The sequence below is a fragment of the Kribbella sp. NPDC051936 genome (assembly GCF_040680955.1).
In the GTDB taxonomy this organism is placed as follows: domain Bacteria; phylum Actinomycetota; class Actinomycetes; order Propionibacteriales; family Kribbellaceae; genus Kribbella.
In genome coordinates this window covers 306,183-323,756 of sequence record NZ_JBFAXS010000008.1, presented here as the reverse complement: position 1 = coordinate 323,756, position 17,574 = coordinate 306,183, and the positions used below count along the sequence as shown (strand labels likewise).

Sequence of the window (17,574 nt, the reverse complement as noted above, 5' to 3'; positions counted from 1 at the left end):
CAACTGTTGATTGCCTGTCAACTCTGAAGATATGTCATCAACGATCACTGCACCGCCCGGCCTGCGCAATGTCGTCGTCACCGAGACGACCCTCGGCGACGTCCGCGGCGACGAAGGGTTCTACCACTACCGCCAGTACTCGGCGATCGATCTCGCCAAGTCCAAGACGCTCGAAGACGTCTGGTACCTGATGTTCGAGGGCCGCCTCCCGACCGACGCCGAGCGCGCCCGTTTCGCCGCCGAGCTCGCCCCGCTGCGCGTCCTCCCCGCCGAGGTCGCCGCGGTCCTCCCGGCGATCGCGACCGCCGGTACGACGTTCAACCCGCTCGCCGGTCTCCGCACCGCGCTGTCGCTGCTCGCCGCAGTGCGCGGTCTGCCGCCGCTCTGGGACGCCGACCCGGCCCGTCGCAAGGCCGACGCCATGCTGGTCTGCGCCGTGACGCCGACCATCCTCGCGGCCCTCTACCGGCTCCGCGAAGGGCAGCAGCCGCTCGAGCCCCGCGCCGACCTGTCAGCAGCCGAGAACTGGCTGTACCTGGTGACCGGTACCGAGCCGACCGCCGTCCACGCAACCGCGATCGAGCACTACCTGGTCTCGACCGTCGACCACGGCTTCAACGCGTCGACCTTCACCGCCCGGGTGATCGCCTCCACCGGCGCGGACGTGGTCGCGGCCGTCGCGGGCGCGATCGGCGCGTTCTCGGGGCCGCTGCACGGCGGCGCGCCGGACCGCGCCCTCGCCAGCCTCGACGAGATCGGTACGCCGGACCGCATCGACGACTGGGTCCGCGCGAAGGTGTCCGCCGGCGACCGGATCATGGGCTTCGGGCACGCGGTGTACCGCACCGAGGACCCGCGCTCGCTGATGCTGCGCGACATCGCCCGCGGGATCGGCGGCGACCTGGTGGATTTCGCGACCACCGTCGAGCAGCGCATCGTCGACGTCCTCGCGGAGCTGAAGCCGGGCCGCAACCTCTACGCCAACGTCGAGTTCTACGCCGGTGTCGTGATGGAGCTGTGCGGCATCCCGCGCGCCATGTTCACGCCGACGTTCGCCGTCAGCCGCATCATCGGCTGGTCCGCCAACATCCTCGAGCAGTCCACCGACCCGAAGATCATCCGCCCGATCGCCACCTACGTCGGCCCGCAACCGCCGGCACCCGTCAGCTGAAGTGCATGATGCCGTCGTCGAGGCGGTTGTAGCGAAGCGTCACCAAGTCGCGAGGGTAGTTCTGCCGTAGCCGCCACGGCCCCTGGGTGCCTTGCCGGGGGAGGAGGGCGGCAGCGCGGCGGATGTAGCCGGAGGTGAGGTCGACGACCGGGCGCGGCGGTGCGTCGTACTCGGCGGGGTCGACGTCGGGGACACAGATCCGGGTGCCGGTCGCGGTGAGGTGGTTGAGCAGCCGCGTGACGTACTTCGAGGTGAGGTCGGAGCGCAACGTCCAGGAGTTGTTGGTGTAGCCGATGCACCAGGCGAGGTTCGGTACGCCGCTGAGCATCATGCCCTTGTAGACGAAGGTGTCGTGCGGCGCGACCCGCCGCCCGTCGACCGTCACCTTGATGTTGCCGAGCGCAACCATACGGAGGCCGGTCGCGGTGACCACGAGATCGGCCTCCAGCTCCCGGCCGGACCGCAGCCGCAGTCCGGTCGGGGTGAACCGGTCGATCTCGTCGGTCACCACCGACGCCGAGCCGTTGCGCAGCGCCTTGAACAGGTCTGCGTCCGGGACCAGACAGAGCCGCTGATCCCAGGGCTTGTACCGGGGCGTGAAGTGCGGATCCACTGGGATCGACGAAGGAAGCTGCTTGGCGACGGTGCTGTTCAGCAGCCACGCCGCGTGCGCCGGCCACTTCCGGAACGCGCCGTACACCGCGGTGCTCAGCGCGACGTTCTTCCCGCGGATGACGCTGTGCGCGAGTTTCTCCGGCAGTACGGCGCGGATGCGGTCGGACAGAGCGTCGCGCGCCGGACGGGAGGCGACGTAGCTGGGCGACCGCTGCAGCATGGTCACATGCTCCGCCGTACCCGCCATCGCGGGCACCAGCGTCACCGCGGTCGCGCCGCTGCCGATCACCACCACGCGCCGGCCGGCGTAGTCCAGCTCGTCCGGCCAGTGCTGCGGGTGCACGATCTGCCCCTGGAAGTCCTCCTTGCCGTCGAAGTCGACGACGTACCCCGAGTCGTAGTCGTAGTACCCACTGCACACGTAGAGGAACGAGCAGGTGTACGCCGTGTCCGCGGTCCGCACCGTCCACACCGCGTCCGCGGACGACCACGAGGCGCTGACGACGCGCTGGTTGAAGCGGATGTGCTTGTCGATGCCGTACGCCGCCGCGGTCTCGTGCAGGTAGTCGAGGATCGCCGGACCGTCGGCGATCGCCTTCGCCGCCTTCCACGGGTGGAACGGGAACCCGAGCGTGAACATGTCCGAGTCCGACCGCACCCCCGGGTACCGGAACAGGTCCCAGGTGCCGCCGAGCGCGGCACGGCCCTCCAGCACGGCGTACGTGCGGTCCGGGCTGCGGGTCTGGATCCGGTACGCCGCGCCGATGCCGGACAGGCCGGCGCCGACGATCAGGACGTCGAGGTGCTCCATGTACCCCACGGTAATAAAGATTCTTCCCGGGTGTTGTCGATTCCGTGTCGAGGCGTTCGTCAGCAAGATGTCCAAGTAGGAAGCGCACGGAGGAAGCGCTAGACAAGGGGAGTCCGAGATGGCGCAGTACATGTTCCTGCTGTTCGACAGCGAGGAGTGGTACGACAACCTGACCCGCGACGAGTGGCAGCAGGCGATGAAGCTGCACGGGGAGTTCGCGGCGGCGGTGGAGAAGGCGGGGGCGCGGATCCTCGGCGGGGAGGCGCTGGAGCGGTCCAGCACGGCGAGCACGGTCAAGAACCGTGAGGGCGCGGAGCCGCTGGTCACCGACGGGCCGTTCATCGAGACCCGGGAGGCGCTCGGCGGGTTCTACGTCATCGAGGCCCGGGACCTCGACCAGGCGCTGGAGCTGGCGAAGCTCTGCCCGTCCGGCAACATCGAGGTCCGGCCCGTGATGCCGACGTCCGAGGACGCCGCACCATCGGCCTGAGCGTGTCGTCGACCCGGGTACGCCGGCGTACTGCCGCGCCGGCGTACCCGTCGGGCAGGGGGAGAAGGTGACCGAAGCCGTTGAGGTGACCCGGGTGGTGGACAGGGTGCACCGGGAGAGCTGGTCGACCGTGCTGGCGTCCGTGGTGCGCTTGACGCGCGACCTGGATCTGGCGGAGGACTGCACGCAGGACGCGTTCGTCCGGGCGCTCCGCACCTGGCCGGACGGCATCCCGGACAACCCGGCCGGCTGGCTGACCACGGTCGCCCGGCGGCTGGCGCTCGACCGGCTGCGTCGCGAGACCAACCTGCGGCGGAAGCTGCCGCTGCTGGTGGAGGAGCCCGGCGACGTCGAGCAGCCGACGGATCCGTTGCGGCTGGTGTTCACGTGCTGCCACCCGGCGCTCGCGCGGGAGTCGCAGGTGGCGTTGACGTTGCGGCTGATCTGCGGGCTGACCACGCGCGAGGTCGCCGCGGTGCTGCTGATCGCCGAGGCGACGGCGGCGGCGCGGATCACCCGGGCGAAGAAGAAGATCGCGGCGGCCGGGATCCCGTACCGCATCCCGGCCGATCACGAGCTGCCGGCGCGGATGGATGTGGTGCTGACCGTCGTCCACCTGGTCTACACGGCCGGGTACGTCGCCACCGGGGCGGAGCTGACCCGGACCGACCTGACCGGGCGGGCGATCGAGCTGGCGCGGTTGCTGGAGCGCCTGATGCCGGACGAGCCGGAACCGCAGGCGCTGCTCGGGTTGCTGCTGATGACCGAGGCGCGCGGCGATGCACGGGTCAGCGCCGACGGCGAGCTGGTCCTCCTGGCGGACCAGGACCGGTCGCGCTGGAACGGGAAGCTGCTGGCCGAGGGAGTCGCGCGGGCCACGGCGGCGCTACAGCGAGGGCACGGGCGGTTCGCGCTGCAGGCGGCGGTCGCCGGTCTGCACGTGACCGCGCCGTCGTGGGAGCAGACGGACTGGCGTCAGGTGGTCCGGATGTACGACGCGATGATGGTGAGCTGGCCGACCCCGATCGTCGCGCTCAACCGGGTGGCCGCCCGCAGTCTGGTCCCGGGCGCCGACCTGGAGGCGGTGCTCGCCGAACTGGATACCCTCGGTAAGGAGCCGGCGCTCGCGACGTACGCGTATCTGCCGGCGACCCGGGCCGACGTCCTCACCCGCCTCGGCCGCCGGCCGGAAGCGGCCCAGGCCTACGAGAAGGCGATCGAGCTGACCGCCAACGAAACCGAGCGCCGCTTCCTGACCGCCCGGCTCACGAGTCTGCGCTAGGCGCCCAGAGCCTGTCCGCGTCGCCTGCTTCGAGGCGGCCCCGGTAGACGTCGATCTTGTGATCGATGAGCTCGAGGCTGTCCTGCAGCGCGGCGAGTTGGGTGAGAATCTCCGACCGGTGCGTCTCCAGCAGCTCCAGGCGGTCCTTCTCGTTGCCGCGGCCGGCCGTGACGAGCTCGGCGTACTTGCGGATGGTGCGGATCGGCATCCCGGTGGCACGGAACCGGGTGCAGATCTTGATCCAGTCCAGGTCGATCTGGCGGTACCGGCGGCGCCCGCCGGCGGTCCGGTCGACCGTGGTGACGACCAGCCCGGCGCGCTCGTAGTACCGCAGTGTGTGGACGCTGACGCCGGTGTGTTCGGCGGCTTCGGCGATACTGATCCCGCGTTCGTTGACTTCGAGCACGCTCTAAATCCTAGCGTGCCGGTATGACAACGCTCGAGGAAACCGTCGGCGCCCGCCGGTACGCCGTGCTCGCGATCTGTTGCGCGAGCCTGCTCGTCTCGGTGATGGACATCTCGATCGTGAACATCGCGCTGCCCGCGATCCGCGACGACCTCGGCGCGTCGACGGCCGGCCTGCAGTGGACCGTCGACGCCTACACGTTGGTGCTGGCGAGCTTCCTGCTGCTGGCCGGCTCCACCGCCGACCGCTTCGGCCGCAAGCGCATGTTCCGCCTCGGGCTGATCGTCTTCGGGCTCGGCTCGCTGCTCTGCAGTCTGGCGCCCGGCATCGAGGCGCTGGTCGCCGCCCGCGCCGTGCAGGCGGTCGGCGGCACGATGCTGAACCCGGTCGCGATGGCGATCGTGGTGACGGTCTTCCCGGACCGCGCCGAGCGGGCTCGCGCGATCGGGATCTTCGGCGCGACCGCCGGACTGTCGCTGGTCCTCGGCCCGATCCTCGGCGGAGCGCTCGTCGACGGCCTCGGCTGGCGCTCGATCTTCTGGGTGAATCTGCCGATCGTCGCGCTCGCGGTGCTGTTCACCAGCCTGTACGTGCCGGAGTCCCGCGCCGCCCGCGGCCGCCGCTTCGACCCGGTCGGCCAGCTCCTGGTGGTGCTGCTTCTCGGCAGCGTGGTGTCCGCGATCATCGAGAAGAACGCCTGGCGGACGCCGTTGATCGTCACGGCCGCCGTCGCCGCGGTCCTGCTGATCGCGTACGAGCGCCGCCGGGAGGAGCCGCTGCTCGAGCTGCGCCTCTTCCGCAGCATCCCGTTCAGCTCCGCGGTGGTGATCGCGATGGTCGCCTACACCGGGTTCGGCGCGTTCCTGTTCGTCACGACGCTGTACCTGCAGAGCATCCGCGACCTGTCCGCTCTGGACGCGGGCCTGTGCCTGCTGCCCGTCGGCCTGCTCATCACGGTGCTCTCACCGCTCACGGGCCGGGTGGTGGGCGCGCGAGGCCCGCGGCTGCCGCTCGTCGTGGCCGGTACGGCGCTGACGCTCGGCGCGTTCGCCTCGCTCGGGATCGGGCCGGCGACCCCGCTGCCGGTCGTGCTCGGGATCTTCCTGCTGTTCGGCGTCTTCCTCGGCACCATCAACCCGCCGATCGCGAACGCCGCAGTGTCCGGCATGCCCGGATCGATGGCCGGCCTGGCGGGGTCGCTCGCATCGGTCGGCCGGCAGACCGGTACGTCGCTCGGCGTCGCGGTCGCGGGGTCGATCATCGGCAGCGCGACGACCGATCCGCAACGGTTCGCCCGCGCCGAGCACGTCGTCTGGTGGCCGACGGTCGCGGTCGGCCTCGTCGTACTGGCGCTGGCCCTGTTCAGTACGAGCCGCCGTGCCCATCGGACTGTGCAGGTAGCCCGAAGCGCGTGACGAGATCCGGGTCGCTGAAGACGTGGATGTGCGTCAGACCGGTGCGAGTTGGCGTCAGTACGGCGACGCCGTACGGCTCGCCCTTGAAGTACGCGCCGACCGCGGGCTGGCCGTTCGCGACGATCGGGAGCATCCGCCAGTCACCGGGGGAGCCGACAGCGGCGGCCAGCACCTGCAGGCACATCACGCGGCCGTCGAACCAAGCCGTCGTACCGACCATTTCGATCGCGGCGTCCGCACGCAGGGCACGTTCGAGCGCCGCGGTGTCGGCGTTCTCGAAGCCGGTGACGTAGTCGTCGAGCAGGGCGCGAGCCACGGGGTCGGTGGGCTCCAGGACCTCGTCCTGCGCCGGCGCCGTCTCGTCCAGGCGGGCCCGCGCGCGTTGCAGCGTGCTCTTCACGGCGGCGACCGAGGTGTCGAGCATCGCCGCCACCTCCGCCGCCGGGAACCCGAGCACCTCGCGCAGGATCAGAACGGCGCGTTGCTTGGGCGGCAGGTACTGCAGGGCAGCGATCAGCGCCAGCCTCAGACTCTCTCGCAGCGTGACGATCGACGCGGGATCGGCGGCGACGAGCGACTCGGCGATCGGCTCCATCCAGGCGGTGCCGTCCGGCTCGGCCGGCGGCGGGGCGGCGAGATCCGTACTCGGCGCGGCGATCCCCGACGGCAGCGCGCGGCGGCGACGTTGCTCGAGCGCGGTCAGGCACACGTTGGTCGCGATGCGGTACAGCCAGACCCGCACCGACGACCTGCCCGCGAAGTCGCCCCACGACCGCCAGGCCCGCAGGTACGTCTCCTGCACCGCGTCCTCGGCCTCGTGCACCGACGCGAGCATCCGGTAGCAGTGCGCCAGCAACTCCCTGCGGAACGGCTCGGTCACCCCGAACCCACCCATCACCACTCCCTCGCCAGTTACCGCCGTCATCGCCCGGTCCTTTCGTTGCAGGTCTGTCACCGGTACAGACCGAGAACCCCGCGAAAAGGAATCGGTGTGCTTGACTTGAGTATGAGTACGCCGAACGCCGGGCCGCCGCTGTCGGCCTCGGAAGAGCGGACGTGGGCGATGGTCGCGCACATCGGGGTGCTGGTCGCGGCCTGGTTCGCGATGGGGTTCCTGTGCCCGTTGATCATCTGGCTGGTGTTCCGGTACCGCTCGGACTTCGTCCGCCGGCACGCGGTGGAGTCGCTGAACTTCCAGATCTCGCTGCTGATCTACTCCGCGGTCGCGGCCGTGCTGATCTTCGTTACGTTCGGGCTCGGGGTGCTGATCGTCGTACCGCTGGTGGCCATCGGGGCGGTCGTGGCGCTGGTGGTGATCATCCTCGCGACGGTCGCCGCCTCCGGCGGGAACGACTACAGGTACCCGTTGACGATTCGTTTCGTCCGTTAGGGTCGGCCCGGTGGAGCTCATCGGGCAAGGCATGGAAGGCGCCGTCTACGACCTCGGCGACGGGACGGTCCGCAAGATCTGGTTCGACCGGCGGCCGGAGGACGTCCGGCCGTTGCAGGCGTTCCTGGACGAGCTGCCGGAGCTGCCGTTCCGGACGCCGCGGATCCGGGAGGTCACCGCGGGGGAGGACGGGCTGGCGATCAGCGTCGAGGACAAGCTGACCGGCGTCCCGCTGCACGAGGCCGGGCTGCCGGAAAAGGTCGCCGTGGACGCTTTTGTCTCAGTCGTCGAGGCGTTAGGTGCCACGACACCCGGCCCGGCCGGCAGGTCGCTTCCCGTCCTCAACCAGCCGTTCTGGGAGGGGGCCTGGGGCGAGAGCCTCGCCGCATTGGTACGCCGCCGCGCCGACGCCTCGGGGGTTCACCTAGCGCGCGACGTACCCGATTTCCCCGACCTGCTGGACACGGTGCTGGCCGAACTTGCCGAGCTCGAAGGTGGGCTCAGTGTGGTGCACGGCGACATCTGCCCGCCGAACGTCCTGATGGACGGCACGCAGGTGGCGGCGGTGCTCGATTGGGGTTTCTTGTCCACAGCAGGTGACAACACCTTCGAGGCTTCCTTGGCGGCCGGCTTCTTCGACATGTACTCACCCGAAGCCCGCCGCCTGGACGACCTCCTGACCCACCGATTCGCAGAACTGGGCCACGACCGGCACCGAATGCGCGTCTACCGCAAGGCCTACGCAATCATCACCGCAACTATCTACGACGAAAACGCCACCGACGGCCACTACACCTGGTGCGTCAGCCAGCTCACCAGATAGCTCGCGCCCCTGCAAGAAAGAACAAAGAAAGAGATAGAGGGGACTTGGGTGCCTGGCAGGGATGGCAGTCCGCTGGCGGTCCGCGTGTCCTGACATGCTGCCGAGCGCCGGCGGGCGCCCCGAGCCCTGCGGTCGGTCATCGAGGACCTGCAGAGAGAACGGAAAGAGCAGGAGTGCGTGTCTGGGGCCGACCGGCATCAAGTGGTTCATGGACCAGCTCAAGATCCGGCGGGCCTGAGGGGGTGCCGGGTTCGTCCTGCTACTCAGCCCTGCCGAGCCGGTGGCAGCAGCTGGGAAGTCCTTGACGTCCTCGCGACCGTCGACCAGACCTGAGCGCAGGTGGTGATGTGTGGATGGTGGCGCGGACGGAGCGGGTGCTGTCGTACGCGGCCGTGGACGCCGAGCCCAGTGTCGGCCGGGGTGTTTGCGGGGGTGTTTGCTGGTGTGGGCCCCCGAACAGCCCACAAAATAAGGGGATTCCGGCTCAGAAACTGTCGGTGGGACCGTCTAGGGTCGATGGCATGGAACTCCTGGGCGAGCGGCCGGTGTGGTCGATGGGCGGCGGCGAACTGCTGTCCACCCTCGACACACTGGAGGCCGAGCTCGCCCGTCTGGAGGCCTACCGGCTGAGCGTGGTCGCGGCGATCGAGTCCACCGGGTACGCGCAGGAGCTCGGCGCCCGCGACACCGCCGAACTCCTGCGTTTCCGGTACCGCCTGGACCCACCGGCCGCCCGCCGCACCCTCCGCCTCGCCCAGACCGCCACGCAGTATCCCGCGGTGTCCGACGCCCTCGAACGGACCGCCTCCTCCGCACCCACCGACGAACCCGACGACGGTGGATCCGATGACAGCGGATCCGGCGACGGTGCTGGTGATGGCTGGCTGCTTCGGCCGGCGCAGGCGGCCGCGATCGTGTCCCCGCTGGAGCGGGTTCGGTCGCGGGTCCCGGTGGAGCATCTGGACGCGGCCGCGGAGCAGCTGGTCGGGCTGGCCGGTCACCTGTCGCCCGGCGAACTGCGTACCGCGGCCAAGGAGATCGCCGGCCTGCTGGACTCCGACGGCCCCGAACCGGAGGAGCTGAAGGCGTATGAACGGGAGTCGCTGACGCTGTCGGCTGCGGACAACGGGGTGAAGTTCAAGGGCTTCTTGGCCAACGAGAACGCCGAGCTGCTGCGGGCGGTTGTGCATGCCGGTGCCCGCCCGCACAAGACTGTCGACGGTGACCACGACCCGCGCCCCCCGTGACAAGCGCCAGGCCGACGCCCTGTCCACGGCCCTAAGCGTTGCCGCCGCCGCATGGGACACCCACACCTGCCCCGCCGCAGGCACCACAGGCACCACAGGCACCACGGACGCCGCGGGCACCACGGACGGCGCGGGCAGCGCGGGCACCGCAGGCAGCGCAGGTGCTGGGGTCGCCGCGGGCCCGGGCGCGGGCACGGGTGGTCAGGTCGCCGGGTACGGCGCCAAGGCCAACATCACCGTCACGATCGACCTCGAAGACCTCAAAGCCGCCACCGCCGACGCGATCGGCCACACCGTCTACAGCGGCGGGCTGTCCGCGGCCACGATCCGGCGGCTGGCCTGCGACGCGAACATCATCCCGTTGGTGCTGGGCTCGAATTCGGAGCCGCTGGATGTGGGCCGCCGCGTGCGGCTGGTCACCAAGGCGATGCGCCGCGCCCTGGACGCACGTGACCGCGGCTGCGTGGTCTGTGGGGCGCCGCCGATCATGTGCGACGCCCATCACCTGATGTCCTGGATCGACGGCGGCGACACCAAAGTCTCGAACCTGGGCTCTGCTCTGCCGTCGTCACCACACCGACGTCCACCGCGGCCACTGGCATATCCGCATCACCAGCGGCATCGTTCACGTCGCCCGCCCAAGCTGGGCCGAGCCCTCACCTACCCTCACCGCCGCCAGGCGCACGGCACCGCCGCACGCCCACCCACCCGGCCGCGATGTGGGCTTGAGCGAGTCCGAATCCACCGCGCCCGGTCCGTGGGCGCCCGAGGACATCGCAGCGGAGAGCGTCGCTGACCGCTCTCGATGGCGGGCAGACGAAGCTGCCCTCCAGCAAGCGGCCGCCTTCGCAGCCACCGGTTGAAGCCGGAGAACACACAACCTCCTAACCGGCGGGCATGCGGGTGGGCCCGTTGTGCTGCGGCGGACAGCAAAGTGGGGCGGTCGTCGACGACAACGGCGCAGCCAAGTTCCACGCGGCCTCCTACCCGCGGCGCGCACACCCGCAGCGCTGCTGTTCGTGTCAGGTGACCGGAATCCTTCAGGGCACCTGCGGCAAGGTATGGCTCGTCCTGGCGCCCAAACCGAGCCAGTGAAGCAACCGCCTACTCGGCAGACGACCTGCTTGGCTCGTCGCCCCTTGCCGACCACACGCACCCCGCGTGTTGCGGCTGCCGGTTTGTCTTCTGCCGCTCGTGGCGAGCGCGGAACCCGCCCGCTACAAAGGCGGAACCGGGGGGTGCCGCGAGGGCGGAACCGGGGTGCCCGCGGGGTCGGGCGGTGGAGCGGCATGCACGCAGCGGTCCCACTTTGGCCGGTGCTACCTGGCGGTTTCGGATTTTGGGAGTTGAAGGAGGGTGTTGGGGCCGGGAGGTGCAACGGGCGCGCCGGTCAGCAGGACGAGGCTGCTGATCAAGGACGCGCTGAAACGCGCAGGCAAGCCTACGGCTGACCGTCGAAGCCGGCCACCACTCCAAATCTCTTTCGTTAGATCTCTTCCCTGAAAGGCCTGCTCGAGACCTTGCTCACGGTGTGGTCGGTGTGATCGGTGTGCCGTTGCTGAGGTTGTGGAGTTCGTTGGGCGCGGCCAGGATCATCGGTAGGCGGCGGGCGTTGAGTGGCGAGACCAGGCCTGCGAGCTCGTCCGGCGCGTGCCAGGAGATCGACCGGATCTCGAAGCCGTCAGGTCGCAGCCGGTCGATCAGCGACGGGTCGTGGACGCCGCCGTCGTACAGGATCTCGACCGCGTCGCCCCAGCCCTCCCACCGCGGCAGCCAGTCGATCGCGAGGATGCCGAGCAGTGGTAGCGCCGTGCCGAGCTCCTCCTCCATCTCCCGGGACGCACCGGTCGCCGGGTCCTCGTCCGGCTCGACCACTCCGCCGGGCAGCTCCAGGTCCTTCTTGTAGCTGACCTGGCACAGCAGCACCCGTCCACCGGTGTCGCGGACGACGACGTGCGCGATCACCCGCTTCTTCGGCAGCGCCGAATCCATCAACGCGGTCCAGCCCGTCACCGTGTCCGGACGCGGATCGTCGACACGCATGCCGTACACGGCCACGTCGCGGCGCTCACCCTCCACCAGCGCGGCCCCGCGCAGCACGCCCTCGCGCCGGAAACCGGACCGGATCGCGACCCGGGCGGAGGAATGCAGCTCCACGTCGACCTCGACCTGCAGCCGCTCCAGACCGAGCTCACCGAACGCGTACTCGCTCAGCAACCGGAGCGCCCGCTGCGCCAGCTCCGCGCCGCCGTCGAGCGCCCAGACCACCAGGCCGGCACCCGGCCTGGTCCGCCGGACCTCGACGGTGCCGACCGGCTGCCCGTTCTCGACGTCGAACCTGACGACCACCTCGTCGTCGAGCGCGAGTCGCAGCGTCAGTTCACCATCGGTCAGCGGAGCGGTCACGCCGTGAACGCTACCCGGTGAACCGCAGATACACCGTCGCCAGGGGTGGCACGGACAGCTCAGCGCTGCTCTCCAGCCCGTGCCACGGCGTGCCGTTGGCCTCCACCGCGCCGAAGTTGCCCACACCGGACCCGCCGTACGACGTGGCGTCGGTGTTGACGACCTCCTCCCAGCGGCCGGCGTACGGCAGGCCGAGCCGGTAGCCGTGGTGCGGGATCGCCGAGAAGTTCGCGATGCACGCCACGGCCGACTGACCCCCGGAGTCGTCAGGGCCGTACCGGACGAAGGAGAACACGTTGTTGCCGGCGTCGTTCGCGTCGATCCAGCTGAACTTCTCCGCGTCGTGGTCGGTTGCCCAGAACGCCGGGTTGTCCTTGTAGACGCGGTTCAGGTCGCGGACCAGGTCCTGCAGGCCCTGGTGGTCGCTGTGGTCCAGCAGCCACCAGTCCAGCTCGCCCTTCTCCGACCACTCCGACTCCTGGCCGAACTCGCACCCCATGAACAGCAGTTGCTTGCCCGGGTGCGCCCACATCATCGCCAGGTACGCGCGCAGGTTCGCCAGTTGCTGCCAGCGGTCGCCCGGCATCTTCCGCAGCAGTGAGCCCTTGCCGTGCACGACCTCGTCGTGGGACAGCGGGAGGACGAAGTTCTCGGAGTAGGCGTACATCATCGAGAACGTCATCTCGTGGTGGTGGAACTGCCGGTGCACCGGCTCGTGCTCCAGGTAGCGGAGCGAGTCGTTCATCCAGCCCATGTTCCACTTGAAGCCGAACCCGAGCCCGCCGAGGTGCGTGGCCCGGGTGACGCCCGGCCAGGACGTCGACTCCTCGGCCACCGTGATGACGCCTGGGACCCGCTTGTAGAGCGTCGCGTTCATCTCCTGCAGGAACGAGACGGCCTCCAGGTTCTCCCGGCCGCCGTACTGGTTCGGCACCCACTGCCCCTCGGAGCGTGAGTAGTCCAGGTAGAGCATCGAGGCGACCGCGTCCACCCGCAGGCCGTCGATGTGGAACTCCTCGGCCCAGTAGATCGCGTTCGCCACCAGGAAGTTCCGCACCTGCGGACGGCCGAAGTCGAAGACCAGCGTGCCCCAGTCGGGCTGCTCGCCGCGGCGCGGGTCCGGGTGCTCGTACAGCGGCGTGCCGTCGAACCGGGCCAGCGCCCAGGCGTCCTTCGGGAAGTGCGCCGGCACCCAGTCCACGATCACGCCGATCCCGGCCTGGTGCAGCCGGTCGACCAGGAACCGGAACTCGTCGGGGTCGCCGAAGCGCGACGTCGGCGCGAAGTACGACGTCACCTGGTAGCCCCACGAGCCGCCGAACGGGTGTTCCATCACCGGCATGAACTCGACATGGGTGAAACCCATCTCGTTGACATAGGCAACGAGCTCGTCGGCCAGCTCGCGGTACGACTTCCCCTTGCGCCACGAGCCGAGATGCACCTCGTACACGCTCATCGGCTCGGCGTACGCCTGGACCGCGGCGCGCCGCTCGATCCACGCGGCGTCGTCCCACTCGTACGTCGACTCGTGCACGACGGACGCGTTCGCCGGGGGAGTCTCGGCGAGGTTCGCCATCGGGTCGGCCTTCTGCCGCCAGACGCCGTCGCGGCCGCAGATGTCGAACTTGTACCGCGTCCCAGGGCCGACACCGGGCACGAACAGCTCCCACACGCCGGAGGAGCCGAGCGACCGCAGCGGATGCGCCCGGCCGTCCCAGAAGTTGAAGTCGGCGGTGAGCCGGATGCCCTGCGCGTTCGGCGCCCAGACCGCGAACGACGTGCCGGTGACGGCGCCGCCCGGACCCTCGTAGCGGCGGACGTGGGCGCCGAGCACGGTCCACAGCTGCTCGTGACGACCTTCGCCGATCAGGTGCAGGTCGACCTCGCCGAGCGACGGGAGGTACCGGTACGGGTCGTCGACCTCGGTCGCGGGGCCGTCGGTGTAGGTGACCTCGAGCCGGTAGTCCGGGACCTTGTCGAGGTCCAGGACGCCGACCCAGACGCCGTCGTGCTCGTGGCGCAGGTCGAGGCGCTGCCCGTCGTACAGCACCGTCACGCTGTTCGCGTACGGACGGAGCGCGCGGACGGTGACGCCGTGCTCGCCGAGATGCGGGCCGAGCACCTGATGGGGATCGTGGAACGTGCCGGCGACCAGCCGCTCGAGGTCGGTCCGGCTGACCGGAACCGCTGTCACCACAGGCTTGTCGGCCGACACCACCGGCTCCTCAAAAGCTTCACGCTCTCCCATAAGCCCCATCCTGCCCGATCACGTCGTCGTACACGGCACCCCGTACCCGTCGAGTCCGGAAGTACACAAACCCAGTCGGTCAGCGCGCAGATTCGGGGTCTAGCGTTCGGCCAACTGTGCGGCCGCCGACAGCGGGATCTGCAGCCAAGTAGGCCGGTTGCGGGCCTCGTACAGGACCTCGTAGATCACCTTGTCGGCGAGGAACGCGTTCAGCAGCACGTGCTGGCCGCGCGGGTCGGTGCCCGCCACCTCGGCGTACCCGTCGCAGAAGGCCTGCTGGTTGCGCGTCGCCCACTCGGCCGCGCGGTACGCGATCTGCTGGTCGCCCTGGTGGTCTTCCAGCAGCGACCGGGCCGCGTAGTCGAACGAGCGCAGCATCCCGGCGATGTCCTTCACCGGGGTGTCCAGCGCCCGGCGCTCGACCAGCGACTTGGCCGGCTCGCCCTCGAAGTCGATCAGCTTCCAGCCCTCGATCGTGCGCAGCACCTGACCCAGGTGGTAGTCACCGTGGATCCGCTGCACCGTGACCGGCTGGTCGTACGCCGCGAGCGCGTCGAACCACCGGCCGAGACCGTCGCGGTAGGGCTGCAGGTCCGGAATCACCGACGCCGCGTGGTCCAGTCGCCGGTGCATCGCGTTCGCGTGCTCGACCAGCTTGGCCGGCTCCCAGACGTCGGTGCCGAGCGCCTTCGCCAGCTCGGAGTGCACCTGTGCCGTGCTCGCGCCGAGCCGGTGCGACTCCGGCGCGAAGTCACCGCCGACCTCCTCGGCGTGCAGGTCGGCCTCGGCGTACAGGTCCCGCACCGACGAGGTCGCGAACGACCAGCCGTCGGTCGAGTTGTTCTGGAACGCCGTCATCATCGCCAGCTCGCCGCTGTCGGTGCCGCCGCCCGCGCGCGGCCACCTGCCGCGCGCCGACCCCAGCACCTCCGGGACCAGCTCGGACCCGGCCTCGGTGAGCGCCGACTCGATCTCGACCCCGGGGTTGCTCCCGGGCTCGAGCCGGCGGAACACCTTCAGCAACGCCACGTCGCCGAACACCAGCGACGTGTTGCTCTGCTCCACGGTGAGGACCAGGGACTGTGCGTCCGGCGGCACCTCGACGTGGTGGTCCGGCGCCTGGACGGGATGGAACTCCAGCCCGTCCAGCTGCCGTCCGTGCGTCAGCCCGTCCAGCCAGTACGGCGTCGCTTCCTTGTCGTGCAGCGCGTCGTACACCCAGACCTCGGTGTCGCCGAGGTCCGGCTCGACCCACTCGCCGACCAGCGCGTGGCCGAGGTTCTCGACCGGTTCGCGGTGGTAGCTGAGCGGCAGCTGGTACACCCGGATCGGGATCTCGATCCCGGGCGGTCCTGCACAGTAGACGAACCCGATCCGGACCGCGGGCCAGGCGTCCGTGTCCGACAGCCAGGCCGAGGTGGCCATCGCTTCGACATGAACGTCGTGTCCCTTCTCGCCGAACCACCTCTGGCCCGCGCAGAAGGACTGGACCTGGTCCAGATGGGAAGTCACTTAAATGCTCTCCTCGTGGTTATCCGGCTTCGCCACCGGCAGCCGGAACCAGTAGAAACCGTGGGCACCGAGGGTCAGAAGGTAGGGCAGTTCGCCGATCGTCGGGAAGTGCACACCACCGAGAAGTTCGACCGGCTCGACGCCCTGCCACTGCCGCAGGTCCAGCTCGATCGGCTGCGGGAACCTGGACAGGTTGTTCACGCACAGCACCACGTCGTCGCCGAACTCCCGGACGTAGGACAGCACGCTCGGGTTGGAGCCGCCCAGGTCGGTGAAGGTGCCCATACCGAACGACGGGTGCTGCTTGCGGGTCTGGATCATCCGCCGGGTCCAGTGCAGCAGCGACGAGGCGTTCTCCATCTCGGCCTCGACGTTCACCGCCTGGAAGCCGTAGACGGGGTCCATGATCACCGGCAGGCTGAGCTTGCCCGGCGTCGCGGTGGAGAACGAGGCGTTGCGGTCCGGCGACCACTGCATCGGGGTCCGGACACCGTCGCGGTCGCCCAGCCAGATGTTGTCGCCCATGCCGATCTCGTCGCCGTAGTACAGGATCGGGGAGCCGGGCAGGCTGAGCAGCAGCGCGGTGAACAACTCCATCTTGTTGACGTCGTTGTCCAGCAGCGGTGCGAGCCGGCGGCGGATGCCGATGTTGGCCTTCATCCGCGGGTCCTGCGCGTACTCGCCCCACATGTAGTCGCGATCCTCGTCGCTGACCATCTCGAGCGTCAGCTCGTCGTGGTTGCGCAGGAAGATGCCCCACTGGCAGGTGTCCGGGATCTCCGGTGTCTGGGCCAGGATCTCCGAGATCGGGAACCGCGACTCCCGGCGCACGCCCATGAAGATGCGCGGCATCACCGGGAAGTGGAACGCCATCTGGCACTCGTCGCCGCCGGAGTCGCGGTCGCCGAAGTACTCGACCACGTCGGCCGGCCACTGGTTCGCCTCGCAGAGCAGGACGCGGTCCTCGTAGTTCGCGTCCACCTCCTTGCGGACCCGCTTCAGGAACTCGTGGGTGCGCGGCAGGTTCTCGCAGTTGGTGCCGTCGGTCTCGAACAGGTACGGCACCGCGTCCAGGCGGAAACCGTCCACGCCGCGATCCAGCCAGAACTTCAGCGCCTCGATCATCGCGTCGCCGACGGCCGGGTTCTCGAAGTTCAGGTCCGGCTGGTTCGAGTAGAACCGGTGCCAGAAGTACTGCCCGCGGACCGGGTCCCAGGTCCAGTTCGAGGACTCGGTGTCGACGAAGATGATGCGGGCGTCGGAGTACAGCTCGTCGGTGTCGGACCAGACGTAGAAGTCGCCGTACGGACCGTCCGGATCCTCCCGCGACGCCTGGAACCAGGGGTGCTGGTCCGAGGTGTGGTTCATGACGAAGTCGACGATCACCCGGATGCCGCGGGCGTGCGCCTGGTTGAGGAACTCCTCGAACTCGGGCACGGTGCCGATCTCCGGCATCACGTTGGTGTAGTCGGAGATGTCGTACCCGCCGTCGCGCAGCGGCGACGGATAGAACGGGGGTAACCAGAGACAGTCGACGCCGAGCCACTCGAGATAGTCGAGTTTCTCGGTCAGGCCCTGCAGGTCGCCGATGCCGTCGGCGTTCGAGTCCTTGAAGGACCGCACGAGGACCTCGTAGAAGACGGCCCGCTTGAACCACAGCGGGTCACTCTTCGTCAGTCCGTGGTGCTGCTCCGGCAGCATGTCGGTCACGCTCACCTCCATCGGGTGTCTCCAAACCTAGCGGTACTGCGGCTGGCA

15 protein-coding genes are annotated in these 17,574 nt (G+C 69.5%); 8 read left to right on the top strand and 7 right to left on the bottom strand.

What is annotated here, in order from left to right; translation table 11 throughout:
• Positions 1–31 precede the first annotated feature (31 nt).
• On the top strand, positions 32–1,171 hold the full coding sequence (locus tag AB0L64_RS28995; RefSeq protein WP_363715070.1) for a citrate/2-methylcitrate synthase: 1,140 nt from the start codon (positions 32–34) through the stop codon (positions 1,169–1,171).
• On the opposite strand, the gene AB0L64_RS28990 is transcribed toward AB0L64_RS28995, so the two are convergent.
• Positions 1,164–2,597, bottom strand: a complete 1,434-nt coding sequence (locus AB0L64_RS28990; RefSeq protein WP_363715068.1) for an NAD(P)/FAD-dependent oxidoreductase — start codon at positions 2,595–2,597, stop codon at positions 1,164–1,166. The two genes, AB0L64_RS28995 and AB0L64_RS28990, sit on opposite strands and share 8 nt — an antisense overlap.
• Positions 2,598–2,715: 118 nt before the next feature.
• Between AB0L64_RS28990 and AB0L64_RS28985 the strand changes: the two genes are divergently transcribed.
• A complete protein-coding gene (locus tag AB0L64_RS28985) occupies positions 2,716–3,087 on the top strand; it encodes a YciI family protein (protein WP_363715066.1) in 372 nt (123 codons plus the stop codon).
• 67 nt (positions 3,088–3,154) lie between these two features.
• Positions 3,155–4,369: a sigma-70 family RNA polymerase sigma factor gene (locus tag AB0L64_RS28980; protein WP_363715064.1), complete on the top strand. Its 1,215-nt coding sequence runs from the start codon at positions 3,155–3,157 to the stop codon at positions 4,367–4,369.
• Here AB0L64_RS28980 and AB0L64_RS28975 read toward each other — a convergent pair.
• Positions 4,353–4,775, bottom strand: coding sequence for a MerR family transcriptional regulator (locus tag AB0L64_RS28975; RefSeq protein ID WP_355699930.1), 423 nt, complete (start codon positions 4,773–4,775; stop codon positions 4,353–4,355). The genes AB0L64_RS28980 and AB0L64_RS28975 overlap by 17 nt on opposite strands.
• A gap of 23 nt (positions 4,776–4,798) precedes the next feature.
• Between AB0L64_RS28975 and AB0L64_RS28970 the strand changes: the two genes are divergently transcribed.
• Complete coding sequence (locus AB0L64_RS28970; RefSeq protein ID WP_363715062.1) at positions 4,799–6,190, top strand: MFS transporter; 1,392 nt, start codon at positions 4,799–4,801, stop codon at positions 6,188–6,190.
• On the opposite strand, the gene AB0L64_RS28965 is transcribed toward AB0L64_RS28970, so the two are convergent.
• Positions 6,138–7,115, bottom strand: coding sequence for an RNA polymerase subunit sigma-70 (locus AB0L64_RS28965; protein WP_363715060.1), 978 nt, complete (start codon positions 7,113–7,115; stop codon positions 6,138–6,140). The two genes, AB0L64_RS28970 and AB0L64_RS28965, sit on opposite strands and share 53 nt — an antisense overlap.
• A 66-nt stretch (positions 7,116–7,181) precedes the next feature.
• On the opposite strand from AB0L64_RS28965, the gene AB0L64_RS28960 reads away from it, so the two are divergent.
• The 4 genes from AB0L64_RS28960 to AB0L64_RS28945 all read left to right on the top strand — a co-directional run bounded on the left by AB0L64_RS28960 (position 7,182) and on the right by AB0L64_RS28945 (position 10,446).
• Complete coding sequence (locus AB0L64_RS28960) at positions 7,182–7,580, top strand: DUF4870 domain-containing protein (RefSeq protein WP_363715058.1); 399 nt, start codon at positions 7,182–7,184, stop codon at positions 7,578–7,580.
• 10 nt (positions 7,581–7,590) lie between these two features.
• Complete coding sequence (locus tag AB0L64_RS28955; RefSeq protein WP_363715056.1) at positions 7,591–8,403, top strand: aminoglycoside phosphotransferase family protein; 813 nt, start codon at positions 7,591–7,593, stop codon at positions 8,401–8,403.
• Positions 8,404–8,924: 521 nt separating this feature from the next.
• Positions 8,925–9,650 (top strand): DUF222 domain-containing protein, encoded by a 726-nt coding sequence (locus tag AB0L64_RS28950; protein WP_363715054.1) that lies wholly within the window; start codon positions 8,925–8,927, stop codon positions 9,648–9,650.
• The gene (locus AB0L64_RS28945; protein ID WP_363715052.1) at positions 9,625–10,446 is read left to right on the top strand and encodes a DUF222 domain-containing protein; all 822 of its coding nucleotides are present in this window, start codon (positions 9,625–9,627) and stop codon (positions 10,444–10,446) included. Before AB0L64_RS28950 ends, AB0L64_RS28945 begins: the two co-directional genes overlap by 26 nt.
• A 728-nt stretch (positions 10,447–11,174) precedes the next feature.
• On the opposite strand, the gene AB0L64_RS28940 is transcribed toward AB0L64_RS28945, so the two are convergent.
• From AB0L64_RS28940 to treS, 4 genes are all read right to left on the bottom strand, one after another.
• The gene (locus tag AB0L64_RS28940; protein WP_363715050.1) at positions 11,175–12,056 is read right to left on the bottom strand and encodes a GNAT family N-acetyltransferase; all 882 of its coding nucleotides are present in this window, start codon (positions 12,054–12,056) and stop codon (positions 11,175–11,177) included.
• A 10-nt stretch (positions 12,057–12,066) separates the two neighbouring features.
• Positions 12,067–14,304: a 1,4-alpha-glucan branching protein GlgB gene (gene glgB / locus AB0L64_RS28935; RefSeq protein ID WP_363715048.1), complete on the bottom strand. Its 2,238-nt coding sequence runs from the start codon at positions 14,302–14,304 to the stop codon at positions 12,067–12,069.
• Between the two features lie 99 nt (positions 14,305–14,403).
• A complete protein-coding gene (locus AB0L64_RS28930; RefSeq protein WP_363715046.1) occupies positions 14,404–15,816 on the bottom strand; it encodes an aminoglycoside phosphotransferase in 1,413 nt (470 codons plus the stop codon).
• Positions 15,817–17,517, bottom strand: coding sequence for a maltose alpha-D-glucosyltransferase (treS, locus tag AB0L64_RS28925; protein ID WP_359930897.1), 1,701 nt, complete (start codon positions 17,515–17,517; stop codon positions 15,817–15,819). It abuts the gene before it with no gap.
• Positions 17,518–17,574: the final 57 nt, after the last annotated feature.

Bases quoted from the DNA above. Each gene is read 5' to 3' on its own strand.
- AB0L64_RS28995 (WP_363715070.1), top strand. From the start codon at position 32: ATGTCATCAACGATCACTGCACCGCCCGGCCTGCGCAATGTCGTCGTC.
- AB0L64_RS28990 (WP_363715068.1), bottom strand. From the start codon at position 2,597: ATGGAGCACCTCGACGTCCTGATCGTCGGCGCCGGCCTGTCCGGCATC.
- AB0L64_RS28985 (WP_363715066.1), top strand. From the start codon at position 2,716: ATGGCGCAGTACATGTTCCTGCTGTTCGACAGCGAGGAGTGGTACGAC.
- AB0L64_RS28970 (WP_363715062.1), top strand. From the start codon at position 4,799: ATGACAACGCTCGAGGAAACCGTCGGCGCCCGCCGGTACGCCGTGCTC.
- AB0L64_RS28965 (WP_363715060.1), bottom strand. From the start codon at position 7,115: ATGACGGCGGTAACTGGCGAGGGAGTGGTGATGGGTGGGTTCGGGGTG.
- AB0L64_RS28950 (WP_363715054.1), top strand. From the start codon at position 8,925: ATGGAACTCCTGGGCGAGCGGCCGGTGTGGTCGATGGGCGGCGGCGAA.
- glgB (WP_363715048.1), bottom strand. From the start codon at position 14,304: ATGGGAGAGCGTGAAGCTTTTGAGGAGCCGGTGGTGTCGGCCGACAAG.
- treS (WP_359930897.1), bottom strand. From the start codon at position 17,517: ATGCTGCCGGAGCAGCACCACGGACTGACGAAGAGTGACCCGCTGTGG.